Source organism: Bifidobacterium asteroides (genome assembly GCF_030758775.1).
Taxonomy (GTDB): Bacteria; Actinomycetota; Actinomycetes; order Actinomycetales; family Bifidobacteriaceae; genus Bombiscardovia; species Bombiscardovia kimbladii.
This window is the reverse complement of sequence record NZ_CP132384.1, coordinates 356,489-376,694: the sequence shown is the minus strand read 5'-3', so window position 1 is coordinate 376,694 and position 20,206 is coordinate 356,489. Positions and strand designations below refer to the sequence as shown.

The 20,206-nt window shown below is 61.8% G+C and carries 19 protein-coding genes; 13 read left to right on the top strand and 6 right to left on the bottom strand.

The window, feature by feature from the left end; all coding sequences use genetic code 11:
• Positions 1-178 precede the first annotated feature (178 nt).
• From RAM15_RS08570 to RAM15_RS01410, 4 genes are all read right to left on the bottom strand, one after another.
• Positions 179-3,139 carry a hypothetical protein gene (locus RAM15_RS08570; RefSeq protein WP_444832399.1) on the bottom strand — a complete coding sequence of 987 codons (2,961 nt, stop codon included), beginning with the start codon at positions 3,137-3,139 and terminating at the stop codon, positions 179-181.
• A gap of 174 nt (positions 3,140-3,313) precedes the next feature.
• Positions 3,314-4,000 (bottom strand): RdgB/HAM1 family non-canonical purine NTP pyrophosphatase, encoded by a 687-nt coding sequence (gene rdgB / locus RAM15_RS01420; RefSeq protein WP_306221748.1) that lies wholly within the window; start codon positions 3,998-4,000, stop codon positions 3,314-3,316.
• 35 nt (positions 4,001-4,035) lie between these two features.
• Positions 4,036-4,800: a ribonuclease PH gene (gene rph, locus RAM15_RS01415; RefSeq protein WP_306221747.1), complete on the bottom strand. Its 765-nt coding sequence runs from the start codon at positions 4,798-4,800 to the stop codon at positions 4,036-4,038.
• A 66-nt stretch (positions 4,801-4,866) separates the two neighbouring features.
• A complete protein-coding gene (locus RAM15_RS01410) occupies positions 4,867-5,505 on the bottom strand; it encodes a Pr6Pr family membrane protein (protein WP_306221746.1) in 639 nt (212 codons plus the stop codon).
• Between the two features lie 106 nt (positions 5,506-5,611).
• Here RAM15_RS01410 and RAM15_RS01405 point away from each other — a divergent pair, with 106 nt between their 5' ends.
• Together RAM15_RS01405 and RAM15_RS01400 are read left to right on the top strand one after the other, a co-directional pair.
• Positions 5,612-6,958 (top strand): nicotinate phosphoribosyltransferase, encoded by a 1,347-nt coding sequence (locus RAM15_RS01405; RefSeq protein ID WP_306221745.1) that lies wholly within the window; start codon positions 5,612-5,614, stop codon positions 6,956-6,958.
• Positions 6,958-7,977, top strand: coding sequence for an aldo/keto reductase (locus tag RAM15_RS01400; RefSeq protein WP_306221744.1), 1,020 nt, complete (start codon positions 6,958-6,960; stop codon positions 7,975-7,977). The genes RAM15_RS01405 and RAM15_RS01400 overlap by 1 nt, the downstream gene beginning before the upstream one ends.
• Before the next feature lie 25 nt (positions 7,978-8,002).
• On the opposite strand, the gene RAM15_RS01395 is transcribed toward RAM15_RS01400, so the two are convergent.
• Positions 8,003-8,314, bottom strand: a complete 312-nt coding sequence (locus RAM15_RS01395) for a DUF3039 domain-containing protein (protein WP_180335351.1) — start codon at positions 8,312-8,314, stop codon at positions 8,003-8,005.
• A gap of 62 nt (positions 8,315-8,376) precedes the next feature.
• Here RAM15_RS01395 and coaD point away from each other — a divergent pair, with 62 nt between their 5' ends.
• From coaD to RAM15_RS01350, 9 genes are all read left to right on the top strand, one after another.
• Complete coding sequence (gene coaD / locus RAM15_RS01390) at positions 8,377-8,886, top strand: pantetheine-phosphate adenylyltransferase (protein ID WP_045923959.1); 510 nt, start codon at positions 8,377-8,379, stop codon at positions 8,884-8,886.
• Positions 8,883-9,575, top strand: coding sequence for a cell division protein (locus tag RAM15_RS01385; protein WP_306221743.1), 693 nt, complete (start codon positions 8,883-8,885; stop codon positions 9,573-9,575). The genes coaD and RAM15_RS01385 overlap by 4 nt, the downstream gene beginning before the upstream one ends.
• Positions 9,572-10,192 carry a YceD family protein gene (locus RAM15_RS01380; RefSeq protein ID WP_306221742.1) on the top strand — a complete coding sequence of 207 codons (621 nt, stop codon included), beginning with the start codon at positions 9,572-9,574 and terminating at the stop codon, positions 10,190-10,192. Before RAM15_RS01385 ends, RAM15_RS01380 begins: the two co-directional genes overlap by 4 nt.
• Before the next feature lie 64 nt (positions 10,193-10,256).
• Positions 10,257-10,451, top strand: coding sequence for a 50S ribosomal protein L32 (rpmF, locus tag RAM15_RS01375; RefSeq protein ID WP_015021378.1), 195 nt, complete (start codon positions 10,257-10,259; stop codon positions 10,449-10,451).
• 142 nt (positions 10,452-10,593) lie between these two features.
• Complete coding sequence (gene rnc, locus RAM15_RS01370; protein WP_306221741.1) at positions 10,594-11,355, top strand: ribonuclease III; 762 nt, start codon at positions 10,594-10,596, stop codon at positions 11,353-11,355.
• Positions 11,356-11,572: 217 nt separating this feature from the next.
• Positions 11,573-13,513 (top strand): acetolactate synthase large subunit, encoded by a 1,941-nt coding sequence (locus RAM15_RS01365; RefSeq protein ID WP_306221740.1) that lies wholly within the window; start codon positions 11,573-11,575, stop codon positions 13,511-13,513.
• Between the two features lie 14 nt (positions 13,514-13,527).
• The gene (ilvN, locus tag RAM15_RS01360; RefSeq protein WP_029677724.1) at positions 13,528-14,082 is read left to right on the top strand and encodes an acetolactate synthase small subunit; all 555 of its coding nucleotides are present in this window, start codon (positions 13,528-13,530) and stop codon (positions 14,080-14,082) included.
• A 30-nt stretch (positions 14,083-14,112) separates the two neighbouring features.
• Positions 14,113-14,772, top strand: a complete 660-nt coding sequence (locus RAM15_RS01355) for a sugar O-acetyltransferase (protein WP_306221739.1) — start codon at positions 14,113-14,115, stop codon at positions 14,770-14,772.
• Between the two features lie 54 nt (positions 14,773-14,826).
• Positions 14,827-16,773, top strand: coding sequence for an ABC-F family ATP-binding cassette domain-containing protein (locus tag RAM15_RS01350; protein WP_306221738.1), 1,947 nt, complete (start codon positions 14,827-14,829; stop codon positions 16,771-16,773).
• Between the two features lie 2 nt (positions 16,774-16,775).
• Here the strand turns inward: RAM15_RS01350 and RAM15_RS01345 are convergent, their stop codons facing one another.
• Entirely contained in the window at positions 16,776-17,501 is a 726-nt protein-coding gene (locus RAM15_RS01345) for a type 1 glutamine amidotransferase (protein ID WP_306221737.1), read from the bottom strand.
• 91 nt (positions 17,502-17,592) lie between these two features.
• Here RAM15_RS01345 and cysS point away from each other — a divergent pair, with 91 nt between their 5' ends.
• Positions 17,593-19,170: a cysteine--tRNA ligase gene (gene cysS, locus RAM15_RS01340; protein ID WP_306221736.1), complete on the top strand. Its 1,578-nt coding sequence runs from the start codon at positions 17,593-17,595 to the stop codon at positions 19,168-19,170.
• A 4-nt stretch (positions 19,171-19,174) separates the two neighbouring features.
• Complete coding sequence (locus tag RAM15_RS01335; protein ID WP_306221735.1) at positions 19,175-20,185, top strand: LacI family DNA-binding transcriptional regulator; 1,011 nt, start codon at positions 19,175-19,177, stop codon at positions 20,183-20,185.
• The last annotated feature ends 21 nt before the right edge of the window (positions 20,186-20,206 follow it).

Below are 20,206 nucleotides of genomic sequence, written 5' to 3'. Positions count from 1 at the left end.
GACCCCGGCAAGCCCAGGACCTAGCTGACCAGAAGCAGTATCTTGTCTTTACCGGAGGACACGTTGCAGGCGCGAGTGGCGTAACGGCTGCATCAGAGGAATAAAAAAGAACAGGGCCTGCTCTCATCTCCATGGAATTGGAAGGATGAGGGCGGGCCCTGTTCTTATGCTGCCGGGGTCAGTGGCGGCTTTCCTGCTTGTTCCTCAGGCAAGCCACGAAGCCCACCAGGCCTAAGGCTATCAGCAGCAGGATCCTGAGCACGGAAAGCGGCCATCCGCCGGTCAGCGGCAGGGAGGAGGTCGAAGGCCGGAACTCCAGCTCCTGCGACACCGAGGCCGACTGGTTCCCGCCCTGGAACCGACCCTGCGCGTCAGGGCCCTCGGCATCATCCGAAAGCACCTGGACGGCGACATCCCCCTGCTTCATCCCCTCAGGCGGGACCGCCTGCCATAAGCCCTGGTCCCCCACAGACACATCCGTGCCAGTGTTGTCAGGCCAGGTCACATGCACCATGGTCCCCTTGGTCTCAGGAACCTTCGTGTTTCCATTGACATACTTGTAGGCCCTGCCCGCTACCTGGAAGACGTCATGGCGGTCAATGGTCAGCGTGGTGGGCGTCATGTCGACCTTCCGCTCGATGGACGCCGGGCCCGAACGGAGGTTCATCGGGTTGACCATTTCAACCTGGAAGGTGTATGTCTGCGTTTCATCGTCACCGTTATAACCAGTGAACTTGTCAGCAGGGATATTCAGCGACCAGGACCAGGTGGAAGCCGCCGTCTTGGTCAGGTTCAGCGTGAGACCTGATGCGGGGTCAGCGACGGAAGGAGCAGCGCCAACCGCCGCATCCCTCTGGAAGGTGTTGGCCGGAGTGGTCAACAGACTGGTCCAGCCCGAGGCAGCATTCTGCTTCATCGAAACAGCCATCCTCGAATCCGTCATCCCCAGACTTCCCGACGACCAGGCCGTATACACAGGCGACACCTCACCCCTGAACGTGACCACCGAACCTGTCGGCAGGCTCCCGTTGACGGTATGAGGCACAGTGACCGAGAACTTGCTGGCATCCGGGACGTTTTCTCCCGAAACGAAATAAGCCGTGCCGACATTCGAGAAGTAGGAGGTCAAGCCGAACCCTGACGTGGACTCAACCACCCAGGCGTGATAACGCCTGTAGCCGTTGTACTTGTTGCCGGGGTCCGGCGACGGATACTGCTTATTGGTGTCCTGTATCCACCAGGACCCTCCCTGCTTGCTGCCAGTGTCGGTCTCGCAAACAGCTTCCCCCAGCCTGAACCCCCAGGTGTCCGAGCTTTTCACCAAGTCATCGCCATTCGTGCCCTGCCCATCCGCAATCGGATTGGTGGGATCCTCTCCATATAGAACAACCGTATTGGGATGCTTCTCATCCTTGGAAGGCGTGCACTCACCACTGATTATCGGGTCAAGCTTCGACGTATACACGCTCCCAGAAGCATCCAAGCCGGCATCCGCATCATTCTGGATCTTGGTGATTGTCGGATCATCAGGACGAGGCACATTATACTTATAAAAAGCAGTATCAATCGTCCAACCCGCAGAGAGATTCGTATCCTTTTGCGCGGCGGACATGTTATCGTCAATCCCCACAAGACCAGCGCTCTTGGGGCTGTACACCTCAGGGCTGACGGCTGTACATTCCGTGCCATCAGAATTCCTGGTGTCAGGCCAGGTCACCAGCTTGAAATAACCGTCGAGATCCTGCTTCTCCTTGGCCTCCTTGAAATCAATCCCGCCATCAGCCTTCTGAGCAGGCATAGGATTGCCATCCTTATCAGTCGCAAAAAGCACGTTGGTGGTATTCGCATACTTTGGGTCGGTCGGATTAACGTTATAAGCGCCATTGGTATTGACCATGCCCTGCAGTCCGTAGGTGGTAGTCAAAGTGTTGGGACTCGGCTGCTGGCCTGTCACCAGGACCGGCTCAGGAGTCAGTTCCTTAACAGGCACCCACTGGCTGTCCTTAAGAGCCACCCACTGATAGTAATAGGAACTGGTCTCAGAACATATGCCATTGGTTTTGTTGCCTGGACCACGCAAGTTCATCCAATACACGAAGAAAGACCGTGCCGGGGCCGTACCCGGGGCTGTGGCATTTATATTTCCAACCGTGCCATCGCTATAAGCCGGAAAACCATAATCGGTCACCATACCCCAATTAGCCTGATGGTTTCGATAGAGATATGGGTTGCTGTCCCACCCAACCCAGGAATATGGGCCGCTGCATTGCAGGTCGTCTCCTCCGCTACCCAAGCAGTCACCCATATACACTTTCATCTGTTTATCCTTCGATAAACTCGCGGTGATATTTGAATATCTATCCTGAGCCTGTAAATCACTCATGGAGGCTGGATCGAAAGTTGAGCAGGTTTCGGTACCCCATGCCCACGAAGAGCTACCACAGGATAGGGCATCATTCTGTTCACCAACGATAGCAAAGACATTCAAGGGCTCAGGGTGACCACCAGCCACGAACTTTGCGGGATCTGTAGACTTATCCGCAATGTTCATGTCGCCTTCGATGGATATGGCCAAGTAGTCGTATAAACCCGAATTGATTACCTTATGAACAGTAAAGCGCTGCAGATGATTATCAGCCCACGCTGTAGCTCCATCATATGCATACCCAGTTTTGTTATTTTCAAGATAATCATCTGGAGTTATAGTGTTTATATACTTTACACGATGATAATCTGCAGGGTTATCAGAACCAACATACTGATATACAAAAGATAAATTGCAATTTGACTTACCACCGGTGTCTGCCTTACCAAGGTCGACACAATCCGGCTTGAACTCGTTGTGTTTTACCCGCAGGATGAAGTCCATGCGCAGCTCATCCTGATAGGTATCGATCCTGTCGTTGAAGGCCATCATCCTATAGAGCAGGGGCTTCCTGCTCGCCGTTTCATCCTGTCCATCGATGGCATTGGCCTGACTGGCCGAAAGAGCGCTCAACCCAAGCGGAACAACCATGGCCAGTGTCGCCAGAAGGGTTATCAGAATGGCGATGATCGAACGGTTCATATGCAGTGATCCCTTATTGTTCCGTTCTTGCAATCGCTTCAATACGAAACCCCCAAATCCCGATGGAATCATCTGATAGAACAGATCGGCTCTGTTTTTAAGTTGTCCCCAATACCGCAGACTGTATCATAGAGATAAAAAAATCGCACCTTCGCGTTTCCTTGCATGCTTCAAGTGCGACCGGCACTCAGAACATGATCGTTGATGTTTCGCGACCGTTCACCGTACGGAATCTATAAGGATTTATCAGCCTCTAATGTGGCCATCCCCCAGCACCCAGCCGATGAGAATCGGCATGATGGCCGCCAAGGCCTTGCCCCTGTGCGAAATGGCGTTCTTTTCATCCGAAGTCATTTCCGCCGAGGTCAGCGGCTGCTGGTCGCTGGCACGCCGAGGCTGATCAAGGGGCACGAAGATCGGGTCGTAGCCGAACCCATTGTCCCCTCGCGCCTGGCGGATGATGCTTCCGGGCATCTCTCCGACCCTGGTCACTTGACGTCCCCGGACGGCGTACCCTGGCACATCCGGAACGACCAAGGCGGCAGCACAGACAAACCGCCCTCCCCTGTGATCATCGGGAATGTCGTTCAGCTGGTTCAGCAAGAGCTCCAAGTTGGCCTGGTCATCACCGTGGCGGCCGCTCCACCTTGCCGAAAGGATCCCCGGGGCAGAGCCCATCACATCAACTACCAGCCCCGAGTCGTCCGCCAGCGCGGGCAGACCTGACTCCCGAGCAGCCTGCCCAGCCTTGATAAGGGCGTTCTCCTGAAAGGTGGTGCCGGTCTCTACCGGATCGGACAGACCCAGTTGCCCCGCCGAAACCAGCTCGATCCTCTGCCCCTCATCGGCCAGGAAACCGTCGAGTATGCGACGAAGCTCACCTAGTTTGCCCTCGTTGTGCGTGGCCACAACCACTTTTCTGGCTTGCCCCATATCGATCCTCCTGCCTGAAATGCCTGTTCCTGACGTCAGTCGGATGCGAGAGCCTTGCGTTGAGCGGCCTGAAGCTCCTTGTTCCCCTTGGTTGCCAGGTCCAGCAAGATGCCAAGCTCCTGACGATTGAAGGGACGATGCTCCGCCGTTCCCTGTACCTCTATGAAATCGCCGGAGCCGGTCATGGATACGTTCATATCGGTCATGGCCCTGCTGTCCTCCAGATAGGGAAGGTCGAGCATGGGCTTGCCGTCGATGATGCCCACCGAGACGGCCGAGACGCAATCCTTGGTCACCTTGTCGGCACTGCGGATGTGATGGTGGTCCTGGGCCCATCGGAGGGCATCGACCATGGCCACATAGGCGCCGGTGACCGAGGCTGTACGGGTGCCGCCATCGGCCTGAAGCACATCGCAGTCCAGCTGGATCTGATTCTCGCCCAGGGCCTTCATATCCACCACACCGCGCAGGCAACGGCCTATCAGCCGGCTGATCTCCTGGGTGCGGCCACCGACCTTTCCCCGGACCGACTCGCGTGCAGTACGGTCGCTGGTGGCCCTGGGGAGCATGGCGTACTCGGCCGTGACCCAGCCCAGCCCGGAGTCCTTGCGCCAACGGGGCAGCGTCGGCGTGAAGGAGGCCGTGCACATGACCCTGGTCTTGCCGCACTCGATCAGCACCGATCCCTCGGGGGCCTCCGTCCAATGCCTGGTGATGACGACCGGCCGCAACTCATCAGCCGCCCTGCCGTCAGGCCGCAGCACGGCACCCTCCTGGAGCATGTCCTTGATAGCAACCATCAGTGATGATCCTTTCCCGTTCCGCCCAGGCTCCCCTGGTCTGGTCCCTATTATTCCGTCAGCCGTCTACCGATCAATGGTCAGCGGTGTCTTGGCCGGCAGGATGCGATCAATCAGGAAGATGACCAGCGACAGAGCAAAGAAGACGACCAGATACTCAGCCAGGTTGACCGTCAATTGGGCCCAGCCCAAGTGCTCAAGGTCCAAGAAGGCATAGGGGTAGGGATTGCCGCCCGGCTGCGGTCCCGAATGAGGCCAGATGGCGGCTCTGATCAGCACGAAGGCTACGTAGAAGGGGAAATAGATCAGCCAGGTCAGCACGTTGTGCCAGTGGAAACGACGATGAGGGTCGAACAAGAGGAAGTCCACCGATGCCAGGATGGGGCTGATGACGTGAATCATCCATGTGGTCCGGATGCCCAGGACCAGCTGGTAGTCCGTGCTGTTCAGCCCCAGAACCAGGATGGCCACCAGCCCAGTGATGACGATGTAGAGCGTCAGACATCCTTTGAGCCAGGCGGGAGGCTGGATGCCCTTGAGCAGGGTGGCCGCTCCGGCCCAGAGCATGACCAGACCCAGGGCGATATTGGTCTGGAAGGTAAAATAGACCCACTTGTTGCCGATTCCCAGCAGCCAGGCCTCGTAGGTGCCGCCCAGGCAGAAAAAGGCGATCAGCAATCGGTAGATGCCCACGACGAATCTCATGCGGATCAGCTTAGCCCGACCTTGGGAGGGCAGGGCGAGCCAGTAGGTCGGCAGAGGATTAGACTGGGGGCCAACCAAGGGCTTTTCCACCCACAAAGGGGAAGATATGAACGCTGAAAACAATAGCAAGGACACCGGAACCTCTACGGCTCTGATGACCGACATGTATGAATACACCATGCTGGATGCCGCCTTGCAGGACGGTACGGCCGGACGACGATCCGTCTTCGAGGTCTACACCCGGCACCTGCCGGCGGGGCGCCGCTACGGAGTGGTGGCAGGCACTGGGCGGATTCTGGATGCGCTGGCGGATTTCCACCTCAGCGAGGACGAGCTTCGCTTCCTGTCCGACCGTCACATCGTCAGCCAGACCACCATCGACTGGCTGGAACACTTCCGCTTCACCGGAACCATCCGCGGCTACCGGGAGGGCGAGATATTCTTCCCCGACTCCCCCATTCTGCAGGTCGAAGGCGGCTTCGGCGAGTGCACCCTGCTGGAGACCCTGGTCCTGTCCATACTCAACTACGACTCGGCCGTAGCCTCGGCCGCCTCCCGCATGGTCACTGCGGCCAAGGGCCGGCCCTGCATGGACATGGGCGCGCGCCGGGCCAATGAATATGCAGCCGTGGCAGCAGCCAGAGCGGCCATAGTCGGCGGATTCCAGGGGACCTCAAACCTGCTGGCAGCCAAGCGATACGGCTTCAAGGCCATCGGAACCGCAGCCCATTCATTCACCCTCCTTCATGACAATGAACGCGAGGCCTTCCAGGGGCAGATCCAGGCCCTGGGCAAGGGAACCACCCTGCTGACCGACACCTACTCCATCGAGGAGGCCGTCAGGACAGCCGTCGATGTGGCCGGACCAGAGCTGGGCGGGGTCCGCATCGACTCTGGAGACCTTGGCTCGCTGGCCCAGCAGGTCCGCGCCCAACTGGACTCCCTGGGAGCCACCAAGGCCACCATCACCGTCACCAATGATCTGGACGAGTACGCCATCGCCTCCCTGCAGGATGCCCCAGTGGACTCCTACGGGGTGGGCACCATGCTGGTCACCGGTTCGGGAGCCCCCACCTGCGCCATGGTCTACAAGCTGACCGAGCGCGAGAACTCCGATGGGGTCATGCAGGCCGTCGCCAAGAAGTCGGTGGGCAAGGCCTCGGTGCCGGGACGCAAGCTGGCCTACCGCTCCTATCACAACGGGGTGGCCGATGCCGAGCACATCATCTCGGGCGCTGAGGATGCGCTGGCAGCCTTTACGCCTGAGCAGGACTGGCGGGATCTGCTGGTCACCTACGTGGACCATGGCCAAAGCAGGCCGGAGTTCCAAGGCGAGCAGGCAGTCCTGGATGCCCGGGAGCACCGGGCCAAGGCCCTCGAGGAGATGCCCATCAACGCCCTCAGCCTGATGAAGGGCGAACCGGTCCTGCCCACCCTAGTGAGGAGCATCTGATGAACGCACAATCCGAAACCTACCAGCCTGACCCGAACCGATATGATTCCACAACCTACCGGCGCTGCGGCGACAGCGGTCTGAAACTGCCGCCCATCTGCCTGGGCTGCTGGCACAACTTCGGCAACACCACGCCCTTGGACCGTATGCAGGAGCTATGCACGACGGCCTTCGACCACGGCATCACCCACTTCGACCTGGCCGACAACTACGGGCCTGGACCAGGCGCCGCCGAGCGCAACATGGGAATCATCCTGCGCCGGTGCTTCAGCCGCCACCGCCAGGAGCTGGTCATCTCCACCAAGGCCGGTTATGGAATGTGGCCTGGCCCTTATGGGGACTTTGGTTCACGCAAGCATCTGCTGTCCGGACTGGACCAGAGCCTGAAACGTCTGGGGCTTGACTATGTGGACATCTTCTACCACCACCGCCCCGACCCGAACACTCCCCTGGAAGAGACCATGGGCGCCCTGGCCCAGGCGGTCACCAGCGGCAAGGCCCTCTACCTGGGACTGTCCAACTATGACGGGCCGACCATGGCACGGGCTGCGGCCATCCTGACTGAGATGCACGTCCCCTTCATCATCAACCAGAACCGCTACTCCATCTTCGACAGAACCATCGAGGACAACGGGCTCAAAGAGGCGGTGCTGAAAGAGAAGAAGGGACTGATCACTTTCAGCCCGCTGGCCCAGGGACTGCTGACCGATCGCTACCTGCATGGGATTCCCGAGGACAGCCGGATACGTGCCGACGGCCGCTTCCTCAAGGAGTCTGCGTTGACCCCCCAGCGGCTGAAGCAGATTCAGGATTTGAACGATCTGGCCCACCAACGCGGCCAGAGTCTGGCAGAAATGGCCCTGGCCTGGCTGCTCAGGGACCCCGCTGTCACCTCGGTGCTCATCGGTGCCTCCAAGCCCGAGCAGATCCTGGACAATCTCAAGGCCGTCCAGTCGGCCGACTTCAGCCAGGAAGAGCTGGAGATGATCGACCGGATCGCCTTGGACAAGCAGTCCTGAAGCAGCCTGGACCACTCAGTGGCGCTCAGTGGCTGCCGCCCGTCATCTGTTCGTAGATGCGCTTGCAGTCCGGGCAGACCGGGTACTGGGAGGGATCGTGCTTGGGCACCCAGACCTTGCCGCAGAGGGCCACAACAGGCCGGCCGGTCAGCTTGGACTCGGCGATGCGCTCACGGGAGACGTAGTGGGCGAACCGGTCAGCGTCACCCTGGTCGCTCAGCCGGGTCTTCTCGGCGGTCTCGGTGTCCGGACGATCCAGCACGGCCGTGCCAGTGCCCTGGTCGGGGTTCTGCTCCCGCTCCGGATCCTCCATGCGAATGCTCTTGCTTGCAGTCATGACATCCATGGTACGGCGGCGAGCTGCACGTTCGCTCCCTATGACGCGCTACGCTGAGAATCATGACTATCGCTGTATGCCCTGGCTCATACGATCCGGTCACCTCCGGCCACATGGACGTGATCGAACGTTGCGCCTGCTTCTTCGAGACGGTCCACGTGGTTGTGGCCGTCAACGCCGCCAAGACCCCCATGTTCAGCGAACAGGAGCGGGTGGCCATGATCCGCCGGGCCCTGGACGAGGACGGATACCCGAACATCACCGTAGCCTCTACCGATGGCCTGATCACCGACTACTGCCGTAAAGTGGGCGCCTCGGTCATCGTCAAGGGACTCAGGCAGAACGGGGACTATGAGGCCGAGCTGGGCATGGCCCTGGTCAATCGCAAGCTGTCCGGGGTGGAAACGCTCTTCCTGCCAGCCGATCCGGTGCGGGAGCATATCTCCAGCACCATCGTCAAGGACGTAGCCAGACATGGAGGGGACATCACCGGCATGGTCCCTGACAGCGTCGTGGATGCACTGATAGACACATTGCACAGGGACACACCGCACACGGAAAAGAGCCAATGATGAACGAGCAGACCCAGGAAAGGGACGATGCCGAGCCTATCGACGACTCGACCAGAGCGAGCGCGCCCAAGCCAGCAGTCGACATGAAGGACCTGCCCGACCTGCAGGAGGACCGCAACGAGAGCGGGAACCCCCGATCGGAATTCACCACCGTCTATGACATCATCGATCGGATCCAGGCCATGCTGGATGAGGCCAAGGCCCCCATTTTCAGTCCGGGACTGGTCAAGGTTGACCGAGACGAGCTGACCGACGACCTCAACGAGCTCAAGAAAATGCTGCCAGTGCAGCTGGAGCGAGCTTCGGCGCTCATGAGGGAGGCGGAGCGTCGGCTGAATACGGCGCAGACCCAGGCCAACGCCACCATGTCCGACGCCCAGAGCCGGGCTGCAGACATCGTCAAGGAGGCCGGCGAGCAGGCCCGCTTCCTGGCCGGCCAGGAGAATGTGGTGGCCATAGCCCGACAGAAGGCCCAGACCATCATCGACACGGCCCAGGCCCAGGCAGACCGTCTGGTCCAGGGGGCCGATGGGTATGCCGCCCAGGTCATGGGCGAGCTTGACACACAGCTGGGCAAGATGAGCCAGGATGTGCGTGCCGGCCTGGAGGTTCTCCAGCAGCGTGAGCAGGAGGCAGCGCGTAGCATGAACGCGTCAGTCTCGGACCAGGAAAAGGAGACGCAGGGATGAGCAGACCGGAGGATTCACCCTGGGCGGTTTCAGTGGCCCAGGTGTCGACGCGGGCAGGGCAAAGCACCCGAGTGGACCGCGATTTTCCAGCCCCTGAGGGCATTGGCGACCAGGTGGTGGGCATCCCGGCAGGAACACCCGTGCATGTGGAGGGCAACATCGACTCCCTGGTGGACGGCCTCTTGTTGCAGGCCCATATCAGCGTACCGCTGAAGACCGAATGCACCCGCTGCCTGAGGCCTGTCGATACCAGCATTCAGGACGATCCGGTGGTCTTCTTCCCCTACAAGGATCCAGAACCGGAGCCGACCCATGGCAAGGAGGAGATTCTGGCCGAGCAGGAGGAGGCCAGCGGCCAGACCTATCCTCTGGCCAGAGGGGGCGCCTTCATGGATTTGGAGGCCCTGCTGCGTGACACCCTGGTGGAGGCCCTGCCCCTGCAACCTCTGTGCCGACCCGACTGCCGGGGCCTGTGCCCCCAGTGCGGCATGGATCTGAACGATCATCCCGATCACCACCACGAGATAATGGACGACCGCTGGGCGGCCCTGGAGGGACTCAAGCAGCGTCTGGAGCAGGAGGAGAACCCCGGCAACGACGGCCAGACTGGCGAATGACCGGAGGTTGCGGTAGACTGCTCTACGCTTAAGCTCGAAGTATTCGATCGAAACAGAGGACAATATGGCACTGCCAAAGTACAAGACCTCGCGCGCCAACACCCATTCCCGGCGCGCCAACTGGAAGACCCAGGCCGCCGCTACGGTGACCTGCCCCAACTGCGGAGCTCCTGCGCTGCCGCACATGGCATGCCCCAGCTGCGGCATGTACCGCGGGCGCGTCTACCGCGACGCCATTCGCTCGCAGTTCAGCAAGTGAGCCAATCGGCGATCGACACGCAATGAGAAAACCCCGGCCATCGACGGGTGGCAGGGGTTTTTCCATATCATCAGACGGCAAGGCCGAGAAAGCGAGAAGGGCTATGCAGACAGGGCACTCCAGGAAGGATCAGGAAGACCACATGCGGCAGGAGGAACAGGAGCAAGTGGACTCCGGCAACCAGGCGGCTGAGGAGCTCTTCCAGGCCCTGGGCGGCAGGATCAGCCCGGAGCTGCTGGTGCACGCCCTGACCCATCGCTCCTTCGCCCATGAGCACCCGGGCATGCCCAACAACGAACGGTTGGAGTTCCTGGGCGACGCGGTTCTGGAACTGGTGGCCACCGAGACCCTGTACAAGGTTCATCCAGACATGACCGAGGGCCAGTTGGCCAAGATGCGGGCCAAGGCGGTCTCCGAGGAGGCCCTGTCGGCCATCGCCCGGGAGAAACTGCACCTGGGGCAGTATATTCTTCTGGGCCGCGGAGAGAGCGAAAACGGCGGGGCTGACAAGGACTCCATACTCTGCGACACCGTCGAATCGCTGATCGGGTCGGTCTTCGTGGAGCACGGCATCGAGGGGGCCAGGACCACCGTCCATACCATTCTTGACGACACCCTGGCCGAAGTGGCCACTGAGGGACCGGCACTGGATTGGAAGACCTCGATCACCGTCAAGGCCCACAAGCTGGGCTTGGGCGAGCCCCGGTACGCCATGACGGTCTCCGGGCCGGAATACGCCCAAGTCTTCACCGCCGAACTGCGCCTGGAGGACGGCGGGACCGTGATCGGCAAGGGCCAGGCCAGCAGCAAACGGAAGGCCCAGCTGGCTGCTGCCGCCCAGGGGTGGAAGCAGCTGGACAACCAGGACCTGCTTGCGACCCTGCGCGCCGAGCAATCCTCCTGAGATTTCAGACGGAATTCCGGCATGCGGTACTGTGCCAACGCCCCGACCAGACCCCTGTTTAGACTATGGGCATAACCCGGAGGCACGCCGTCACGAACGGCACAGGTGCCTCCTCCTGATCGGGAATCGTCCGCCCACCCCGCCGACGCTCCGACAGGTTCGTATTTCGACATGCACGGCCGCAGGTCGGCGCGCAGTCTGGAGGTCGAGAGGAAACATGAGTCTGCCGACACCTCTGCAAGCATTCAGCTCGGTACCCAAGAACTGGGATCATGACGACAAGGATGTCCCCGCCCAGGGCGAGCCCATGACGGGAGCCCAGGCGCTGATTCGGTCCCTGGAGGATCTGGGGGTCACCCAGGTCTTCGGCGTTCCAGGAGGTGCTATTCTGCCCGCCTACGACGCCATTGACGAGCAAGTGCGCTTCAACTTCACATTGACCCGCCACGAGCAGGCAGCCGGCCACGCAGCCGAGGGCTACGCCGTCTCCACGGGCAAGGTGGGGGTCTGCCTGGTGACCTCCGGACCCGGGGCCACCAACATGGTCACCCCCATAGCCGATGCCATGATGGACTCGGTTCCCCTGGTAGTGGTGACCGGCCAGGTGGGTGTGGACTCCATCGGCACCGATGCCTTCCAGGAGGCCGACATCGTGGGCATCACCTACCCGGTGGCCAAACACTCCTATCTGGTGACCAAGGCCCAGGACATCCCCCGGGTCATGACCGAGGCCTACCACATCGCCCGCTCGGGAAGGCCCGGCCCGGTGGTGGTGGACCTGAGCAAGACGGCCCAGAACGGCAAAATGCTTTACTCCTGGCCCCAGGAGATGATTCTGCCTGGCTACAACCCGGTGACGCGGGCCCACGGGCACGTCCTGGACGATGCCGCCCGGCTCCTGGTCCAGTCGCACAGACCGGTCCTCTATGTGGGCGGCGGCGCCGTCCGGTCCGACGCGCGTCGGCAGGTCCAGGAACTCGTGCGAGCTACCGGTGCCCCCATGGTCACCACCCTGCCTGCGCGAGGCATCGTACCCGACTCCGATCCAGCAGTTCTGGGAATGCCCGGCATGCACGGCACGGTGGCCGCCAACGGGGCCATCCAGCACTCCGACCTGCTGGTGGCCGTGGGCACTCGCTTCGACGACAGGGTGACCGGCAGCCTGGAGGACTTCGCCCCGGTGGCTCGGGTCATCCACATCGACATCGACCCGGCCGAGATCGGCAAGAACCGGCAGGCGGATGTACCCATCGTCGGGGACGTGGCCCAGGTGCTGGACGATCTGATCCCGGCGCTCAAGGCGGCCCAACGCACCTGGGGCAAGCCCGACCTCAAGCCTTGGTGGCGGCTGATCGACGGCTGGCGGCACGACTACCCCACCACCTTTGAGCCCAGCCCGGACGGCACCCTGGCACCCCAGTGGGTGGTCCAGACCCTGAGCAACAAGGCCGATCCGGATACTATCTGGGTATCCGGCGTGGGCCAGCACCAGATGTGGGCCAGCCAGTTCATCGACTTCGAACGCACCCGCTCCTGGGTCTCCTCCTGCGGACTGGGGACCATGGGCTACGGCCTGCCCGCCGCGATAGGGACAGCCATCGGCACTAGGGAAGAGGAGGATCCGCGGCCCGTCTGGCTGATCGACGGGGACGGCTCCTTCCAGATGACCTCCGAGGAGCTGGCCACGGCCGGGCAGGCGGGACTGCCCATCCGCATCGCTATACTCAACAACTCGGTCTACGGCATGGTCCGTCAGTGGCAGACCCTCTTCTACGGCAGCCACTACTCCCAGACCAACCTGGAGGACGGCGGCGCCAAGCCCACAGACGGCAACGGCATCCCCGACTTCGTCAAACTGGCCGAGGCCTATGGCTGCCTGGGACTGCGGGCCTTTACCCAGGAACAGGCCCTGGAGGCCATCGATAAGGCCAACGCAGTGACCGACCGACCGGTCCTGATCGACTTCCGCGTCTGGAAGGATGCCATGGTATGGCCCATGGTCCCGGCAGGCGCCTCCAATGACACCATCATCTACAAGCCGGGCGTGCAGCCCCTGGCCGGCATCCGTCCTGAGCAGGAGCAGCCCGAGCCGCATGAGCAGACCGGAGCCGATCGGGCAGCCATGGCCAGCGACGCCGCCGGTCGCATGAACAAGTAGGAAAGGGGCACCACATGGCCAATTATCCAGCATCCAAGCCCGGCTCCGAACGGCACACCCTTTCCGTCCTGGTCGAGAACCGCCCCGGCGTCCTGGCCAGGGTGGCCGGCCTGTTCGCCCGGCGCGCCTTCAACATCAACTCCCTGTCCGTCTCGTCCACTGAGCGAGACGACATCTCCCGGATCACGGTCACAGCAGATGTGGAAGCCGTCCCTCTGGAACAGATCATCAAGCAGCTCAACAAGCTGCTGCATGTGCTCAAAATCGTCGAACTCAAGGGCGACGAAGCCGTGGAACGCGAACTGGTCATGATCAAGGTCAAAGCCAACGAACGCAACCGCTCCGATGTGCTGGAGATCGTCAAACTCTTCCGTGTGCGCGTGGTCGACGTCCACCCCGAGTCCTTGACCATCGAAGCCACCGGGGCCGAAGGCAAGTTGGAAGCCCTGCTGCGGTTGCTGCGGCCCTTCGGCATCATCGAGCTGGTCAGGTCGGGCGCCGTGGCCGTGACTCGGGGACCCCGGGCCCTGAGCGAGAAGGTGCTGGGCTCCCAGATCACCGACCGCTGACTCATCCCGTTATCCTGGAAGGCGGTGCCCATGACTGACGACGTGACGGCGGGAATGAGCCGGACCGGCCGAATCGAATGGGAGCGGATGGTATCCGGTCAGGTCTATCAAGACACCCATCCCGACATCGATCGCCAAAGGGAACGGGCCGAGAACCTCTTCCTGGAGTACAACAGGACCGGCCCTGGGCAGAAGCAGGAACGGCGACGAATTCTGGAAGATCTTCTGGGCCAGGTGGGACAGGATGTCGTCATCAATCCGGACTTCAGATGCGAAGTCGGTTGCAACATACGGATCGGCAGTCAGACGCTAATCAATTACGGCGCCGTTATGCTGGATAACGCTCCGATCATCATAGGCAGGAACGTGTGGATAGGCCCCGGCGCAGGGCTCTTCTGCACCAACCATGCCCTGGACTATGAGGAACGGAAGGCTGGCGCCTGCCAGGCCCGACCCATCGAAATCTGCCAGGGAGCTTGGCTGGGTGGCCACGTAGTCGTCCTGGGAGGAGTGCGGATCGGCCGTGGAGCCGTCATCGGAGCGGGGTCTGTCGTCACCCATGACATACCGGATCAGGTAGTTGCGGTCGGCAACCCCTGCACTGTCCTGCGACCTATCACCGATGCGGACAGAACTGGCTATATAGACAGAATTCGTCAGCGGGACCAGGAAAACAGCCAGGACCAATAACCCCTGAAAGCCCAGAGCTCATTCCATCCAAGGCTGGCGGTAGATTGGGGAATCATGCCCATCTATGATCTCGGTCTGGAACACGTCGCTCTATCCTTCGCCACCAAAACCATCTTTACGGATGTGACGCAGGGCATCTTCGAGGGTGATCGTATCGGCATCGTGGGCCGAAACGGCGACGGCAAGTCCACCCTGCTGCACCTGCTGAACGGCACCCAGGAACCCGAACAGGGCCGGGTGACCATGCGCAATGGTCTCACCTTCGGCATGCTGGACCAACGTGATCCCCTGAAGGACGAGGACACGGTCCGCAAGGCGGCCCTGGAGAATCGACAAGACTACGAATGGGCTGCCGACCCCAGATCCCGCGAGATCGTCGAGTCCCTTCTGGGGGGCATGGAGCTGGAGGCCAAGGTGGGCACCCTGTCCGGCGGTCAGCGCCGCAGGGTGGATCTGGCCCGGCTGCTGCTTCAGGATTGGGACATCCTGGCCCTGGATGAGCCGACCAATCATCTGGATCTGCTCACCATCCATTGGCTGGCCGAGCATCTGAAGAACCGCTGGGCCAAGAATTCCGGAGCCCTCCTGCTGGTCACCCACGACCGCTGGTTCCTGGACGAAGTCTGCACCTCCATGTGGGAGGTGCATGACGGAACCATCGACCCCTTCGAGGGCGGCTACAGCGCCTACATGCTCCAGCGGGTGGAGCGCGAGCGCCAGGCGGATCTGGCCGAGACCAAGCGCCGCAACCTGGCCCGCAAGGAACTGGCCTGGCTGACCCGAGGAGCCCGGGCCCGGTCGACCAAGCAGAAATTCCATGTCAAGGCCGCGCAGGAGCTGATCGCCGACGTGCCGCCCATGCGCAACAGCCTGGAACTCAAGCGGATGGCCACCTCACGCCTGGGCAAGCAGGTGGTGGACCTGGTCGACGTGACCAAGATCTATCCAGGGGCCGACTCCGATGCCGATGGAAACAAGAACGACCGGGTCCCCTCCCCTCATGCCGAGCGCCCACTGATGGGCTCGGTGACCGTGGCCGCCGATCCCGGCAAGGACCGTCCGGGCACTGCGGCAGCCGACACCCTCACCATCAGCGGACACAAGGTCCTGGACGACGTGACCTGGCTGATCGGCCCCGGCGACCGATTCGGCATCGTAGGCGCCAACGGAGCGGGCAAGTCCACCCTGCTAGGTCTGATTGACGGCAGCGTGGCTCCCACGGCAGGACACGTCAAGGTGGGCAAGACGGTCCGCTTCGCGGTGCTGACCCAGCGTCTGGATGAACTGGAGAAGCTGGGCCGCTATCGGATCAAAGAGGTCCTTAGCCGCTACAAGCCCACCTATCTGGTGGAGGGCAAGGAGGTGTCCCCGAGCCAACTGATGGAGCGCCTGGGCTTTGAAAGCTCCCAGCTGATGACCAGAATAGGCGACCTGTCCGGCGGACAGAAGCGCCGCATGCAGCTCCTGCTCATCCTGCTGGACGAGCCCAACGTGCTGGTCATGGACGAGCCAGGCAACGACCTGGACACCGACATGCTGGCCGTCATGGAAGACATGCTGGATTCGTGGCCGGGCACTCTGATCGTGGTCTCCCACGACCGCTACCTGCTGGAGCGGGTGACCGACCAGCAGTTCGCCCTGATCAACGGCAAGGTGGTTCACCTGCCCGGCGGCATCCAAGACTACCTGGACATGGTCGAATCGGCCGACCGGGAAGCTGCGGATGCGCCGGGCCAGGCATCAGCCAAGGAGACCGGGAATCATAATCAGGCCAAGGCCGAACGTGTTGCCAGGCGAAATCTTAACAAGCAGGCCTCCGCCATCGAACGCAAGCTGGCCAAGCTGGCTGATCAACGCAAGGAACTTGAGCGACAGATGGCTGAGCACGACCCAGGCGACTACCAGGGTCTCAACGAGCTCAACAGCAAGCTCAAGGATCTGACCGGACAGTCGGACCAGCTAGAGGAGGAGTGGCTGACCATCGGGGAGGAGCTGGAGTAGCCTCAGGCGGCAGCTAGCTGGGCGGCCTGAGTCGAGCACCTGGCCGCAAAGGCAGAGAAGATGGCATCGGCCAGAGGCTGCATCTGCGGCATCCCTTTGATAAATTCTTCGCGCATTTTAGCGATCTTGGACTTCTTCATCGTGCCAACCATGCTCGGCACCTGCATCCACTCCTCGAAAATGGGCGCCGTCACCTCCAGGTGGAACTGCAGGCCCAAGGCCGATCCAAGCCGAAAAGCCTGAACCTTGGTTGCCTGGGAGCGGGCCAGAAGCTTGGCCCCTGGCGGGAGGGTGACCTGGTCGGCGTGCCAGTGCAGCACATCCGTGTTCTTGCTCCACATGGCCACGTCGTCGTCCTGCCCCACCCAGCGGATGGGGCCCATGCCATATTCGGGATCCTGATCCCGCATCAGGGTGCCTCCCAGGGCCCGCGCCAAAATCTGATGACCCAGGCAAATCCCCAGAATGGGCTTGTTGGCAGCCATCGCCGCCTTGGCCAGCTTGGTCTCTGCCTTGAGTCCGGGGTGATGCGCATAGTCGTCAGCCGACATGGGCCCGCCCATGATGACCAGTCCCGCCAACTCACGCGAGCGCGGCAGCTTGGGCTTCTTCTCATCCACGATATTGGTGATCTCGGTATCCAGCCCGCACTCCTGGAGGTTGTCGAGAATGCGACCCGGCTTCTCCCAATCCACATGCTGGACCACCAGCACCCTAGGTTTCGCCATGATTCCATTCTTGCACACATGCCATCGGACCGGGTCTGCAGGCTCGGCATTTCCCCCTGGGCAGTCAGCAAGCCTTGGTAGGCTCAAGGATATGGATACGAGTTCGCAACCGCATGATTCCAAGGCTTCAGTCAGCCTGGCCGCAGCTGGTCTGCGTCTGTATGACACAGCTGGTCACCAGGTGACCCCCTTCCGGCCTATCGAACCGGGCAAGGTTGGCATCTACGTGTGCGGGGCCACGGTGCAGAGCTCGCCCCACATCGGCCATATCAGGACCACCTTGGCCTTCGACGTGATCCGACGCTGGCTGCTCAGGCTGGGCTACCAGGTGACCCTGATCCGCAACGTGACTGATATCGACGACAAGATCCTGACCAAGGCGGCGGCCAACGGCCAGCGCTGGTGGGAGCGGGCCTACATCTACGAGCGCGAATTCACCCATGCCTATGAGACCATGGGAGCCCTGCCACCCACCTACGAGCCCCGAGCTACCGGGCACATCCCCGAGATGATCGACCTGATCCAGCGCATCATCGACCGCGGCCACGCCTATGTGGTGCCCGACGAACAGGGCCGCCCATCAGGCAACGTCTACTTCGACGTGGCTTCCTGGCCCGAGTATGGTGCCCTGACCCACCAGCAGACCGGCACCCAGCCCGCTGACGAACAGGCCGCCGCCAACGACCGGCTGGGACCCAGCATCGACACCGATGAGCAAGCTGCCGACCCCGATGAGGAGCCCGGCAAGCGCGACCCCCGCGACTTCGCACTTTGGAAAGCGCCCAAGCCCACCGATCCACCCACGGCTCGTTGGCAAACACCCTTCGGCACAGGTCGGCCGGGCTGGCACCTGGAATGCTCGGCCATGAGCCACCGCTATCTGGGCGCGGAGTTCGACATCCACGGAGGCGGCCTGGACCTGCGCTTCCCCCACCACGAGAACGAGATGGCCCAGTCGCACGCAGCCGGCTGGGGATTCGCCCATCGGTGGATGCACACGGCCTGGGTGACCCAGAAGGGCGAGAAGATGAGCAAGTCCCTGGGCAACGGGCTGTCCGTGGACCAGGTGCTTTCGCAGCATCCGGCCTGGGTGGTGCGCTACGCCCTGGTCTCGGTGCAGTACCGGTCCATGCTGGAATGGTCCGACCAGTCCCTGCAGGAGGCCGAGGGCGCCTATGAGCGCATCCGCAACTTCGTGGACCGGGCCGGGCGGATCCTGGGCGCACAGCCCGAGCGTGCCCGCGTGGCTGGACTGAGCGCGGATGATCTGCCGGAGGACTTTGTGCAGGCCATGAATGACGACATCAACGTCTCAGGCGGCCTGGCCGCCCTCTATGCACTGATCCGTCAAGCCAACGCGGCCATGGATGCGGATCCGAATGCTCTGGATCGGAAGTGGCTGGCTAATGCCCTGCTCCAGGTCAGAACCATGCTGGATGTCTTCGGCCTTGATCCCCTCGATCCCCACTGGGCCGGGGCTGCAGCCGACCATGACGATCAAGCCATGAACACCCTGGATGCCTTGGTAGGCCAGCAGTTGAAGGAACGCGATCAAGCACGAAAGGATCATGACTTCGCCCGGGCCGATGCCATCAGGGATCAGCTGACGGCGGCCGGCGTGACCGTGGCGGACACACCCGCTGGCAGCACCTGGGATCTGAACCGCTGACCTCATGTCCGATATACGCGATGTCGCCAGAAGGGCCGGAGTCTCGGTCAGCACAGTCTCTTATGCCTTCTCTGGCAAGCGTCCCGTCTCTCCGGAAACCTACCAGCGGATCATGCAAGCCGCCGACGAACTGGACTACGCCCCGGATGCCGGTGCCCGAATGCTGCGGGCCAAGCGCAATCAGATTGTCGCCCTGAGCGCCCCCCTGCGCCCCGGGCAGAACCGGGCCTCCTACGCAGATTACTTCATCGAGATGGCCAGCTGCGAGCATGCCCGTGGCTATGACTCCCTGCTGCTGACCGCCGAAAACGGCGTCGAAGATATTCGGCGGGTCACCCGCAGCAATCTGGCCGACGGCGTGGTCCTGATGGATCTGGTGGACGATGACATACGCGCCGCCCAGGCCGCCTCATACGGACGCCCCTGCGTGGCCTTGGGAGTGCCTCAGCAGCACGCAGCCTGCGCCTGTGTGGATTTGGACTTCGAACTGATGGGCCGCATGGCGGTGGAAGCCATGGCCCGGGCGGGATGCAAACGCCTGCTCTTTCTGGAGGATCTCGAGGGCGAATACCGGCGCGGTTCCGGCTTCCGCCTTATCCTGCTACGCAGTCTCAAGACTTGGGCCTGCCGCTTGGGCATGGATCTGCAGCTTCAGCCGGGACCTACCGGCAGCGATTTGGCCTATACCCAGCAGGTGCTGGATCTTATCCATCACGGCCGCATCGATGGCCTGATCAGCCAGATCCGCCCCTCCCTGCTGGACACCGTGGTGATTCGCATGCGCTCGGACGGCATGAGTATTCCTGATGACGTGGCCGTTCTGTCTTGCGCCGCAGGCAAGGTCAGCCCCACTCTTGAGCTTCAAGGCATCTCAGAGATGCCCCTTACCCCCCGCTCACTGTGTGCCAAGGCTGCGGATCTGCTGACCCAGGCTGTGGAGGAGGGGGCTTCCCTGGCCGGCCGAGTCCAACTGGAGCGTCCCAAGCTGATCGACCGCTCCTCCATCAGCCGATAGAAGCCGGAGTCCGCCCGAGCC

Excerpts from the sequence above, each read along its gene's own strand:
- RAM15_RS08570 (WP_444832399.1), bottom strand. The coding sequence starts at position 3,139 with ATGATTCCATCGGGATTTGGGGGTTTCGTATTGAAGCGATTGCAAGAA.
- rdgB (WP_306221748.1), bottom strand. The coding sequence starts at position 4,000 with ATGGGGCAAGCCAGAAAAGTGGTTGTGGCCACGCACAACGAGGGCAAA.
- rph (WP_306221747.1), bottom strand. The coding sequence starts at position 4,800 with ATGGTTGCTATCAAGGACATGCTCCAGGAGGGTGCCGTGCTGCGGCCT.
- RAM15_RS01410 (WP_306221746.1), bottom strand. The coding sequence starts at position 5,505 with ATGAGATTCGTCGTGGGCATCTACCGATTGCTGATCGCCTTTTTCTGC.
- RAM15_RS01405 (WP_306221745.1), top strand. The coding sequence starts at position 5,612 with ATGAACGCTGAAAACAATAGCAAGGACACCGGAACCTCTACGGCTCTG.
- RAM15_RS01400 (WP_306221744.1), top strand. The coding sequence starts at position 6,958 with ATGAACGCACAATCCGAAACCTACCAGCCTGACCCGAACCGATATGAT.
- RAM15_RS01395 (WP_180335351.1), bottom strand. The coding sequence starts at position 8,314 with ATGACTGCAAGCAAGAGCATTCGCATGGAGGATCCGGAGCGGGAGCAG.
- coaD (WP_045923959.1), top strand. The coding sequence starts at position 8,377 with ATGACTATCGCTGTATGCCCTGGCTCATACGATCCGGTCACCTCCGGC.
- RAM15_RS01385 (WP_306221743.1), top strand. The coding sequence starts at position 8,883 with ATGATGAACGAGCAGACCCAGGAAAGGGACGATGCCGAGCCTATCGAC.
- RAM15_RS01380 (WP_306221742.1), top strand. The coding sequence starts at position 9,572 with ATGAGCAGACCGGAGGATTCACCCTGGGCGGTTTCAGTGGCCCAGGTG.
- rpmF (WP_015021378.1), top strand. The coding sequence starts at position 10,257 with ATGGCACTGCCAAAGTACAAGACCTCGCGCGCCAACACCCATTCCCGG.
- rnc (WP_306221741.1), top strand. The coding sequence starts at position 10,594 with ATGCGGCAGGAGGAACAGGAGCAAGTGGACTCCGGCAACCAGGCGGCT.
- RAM15_RS01365 (WP_306221740.1), top strand. The coding sequence starts at position 11,573 with ATGAGTCTGCCGACACCTCTGCAAGCATTCAGCTCGGTACCCAAGAAC.
- ilvN (WP_029677724.1), top strand. The coding sequence starts at position 13,528 with ATGGCCAATTATCCAGCATCCAAGCCCGGCTCCGAACGGCACACCCTT.
- RAM15_RS01355 (WP_306221739.1), top strand. The coding sequence starts at position 14,113 with ATGACTGACGACGTGACGGCGGGAATGAGCCGGACCGGCCGAATCGAA.
- RAM15_RS01350 (WP_306221738.1), top strand. The coding sequence starts at position 14,827 with ATGCCCATCTATGATCTCGGTCTGGAACACGTCGCTCTATCCTTCGCC.
- RAM15_RS01345 (WP_306221737.1), bottom strand. The coding sequence starts at position 17,501 with ATGGCGAAACCTAGGGTGCTGGTGGTCCAGCATGTGGATTGGGAGAAG.
- cysS (WP_306221736.1), top strand. The coding sequence starts at position 17,593 with ATGGATACGAGTTCGCAACCGCATGATTCCAAGGCTTCAGTCAGCCTG.
- RAM15_RS01335 (WP_306221735.1), top strand. The coding sequence starts at position 19,175 with ATGTCCGATATACGCGATGTCGCCAGAAGGGCCGGAGTCTCGGTCAGC.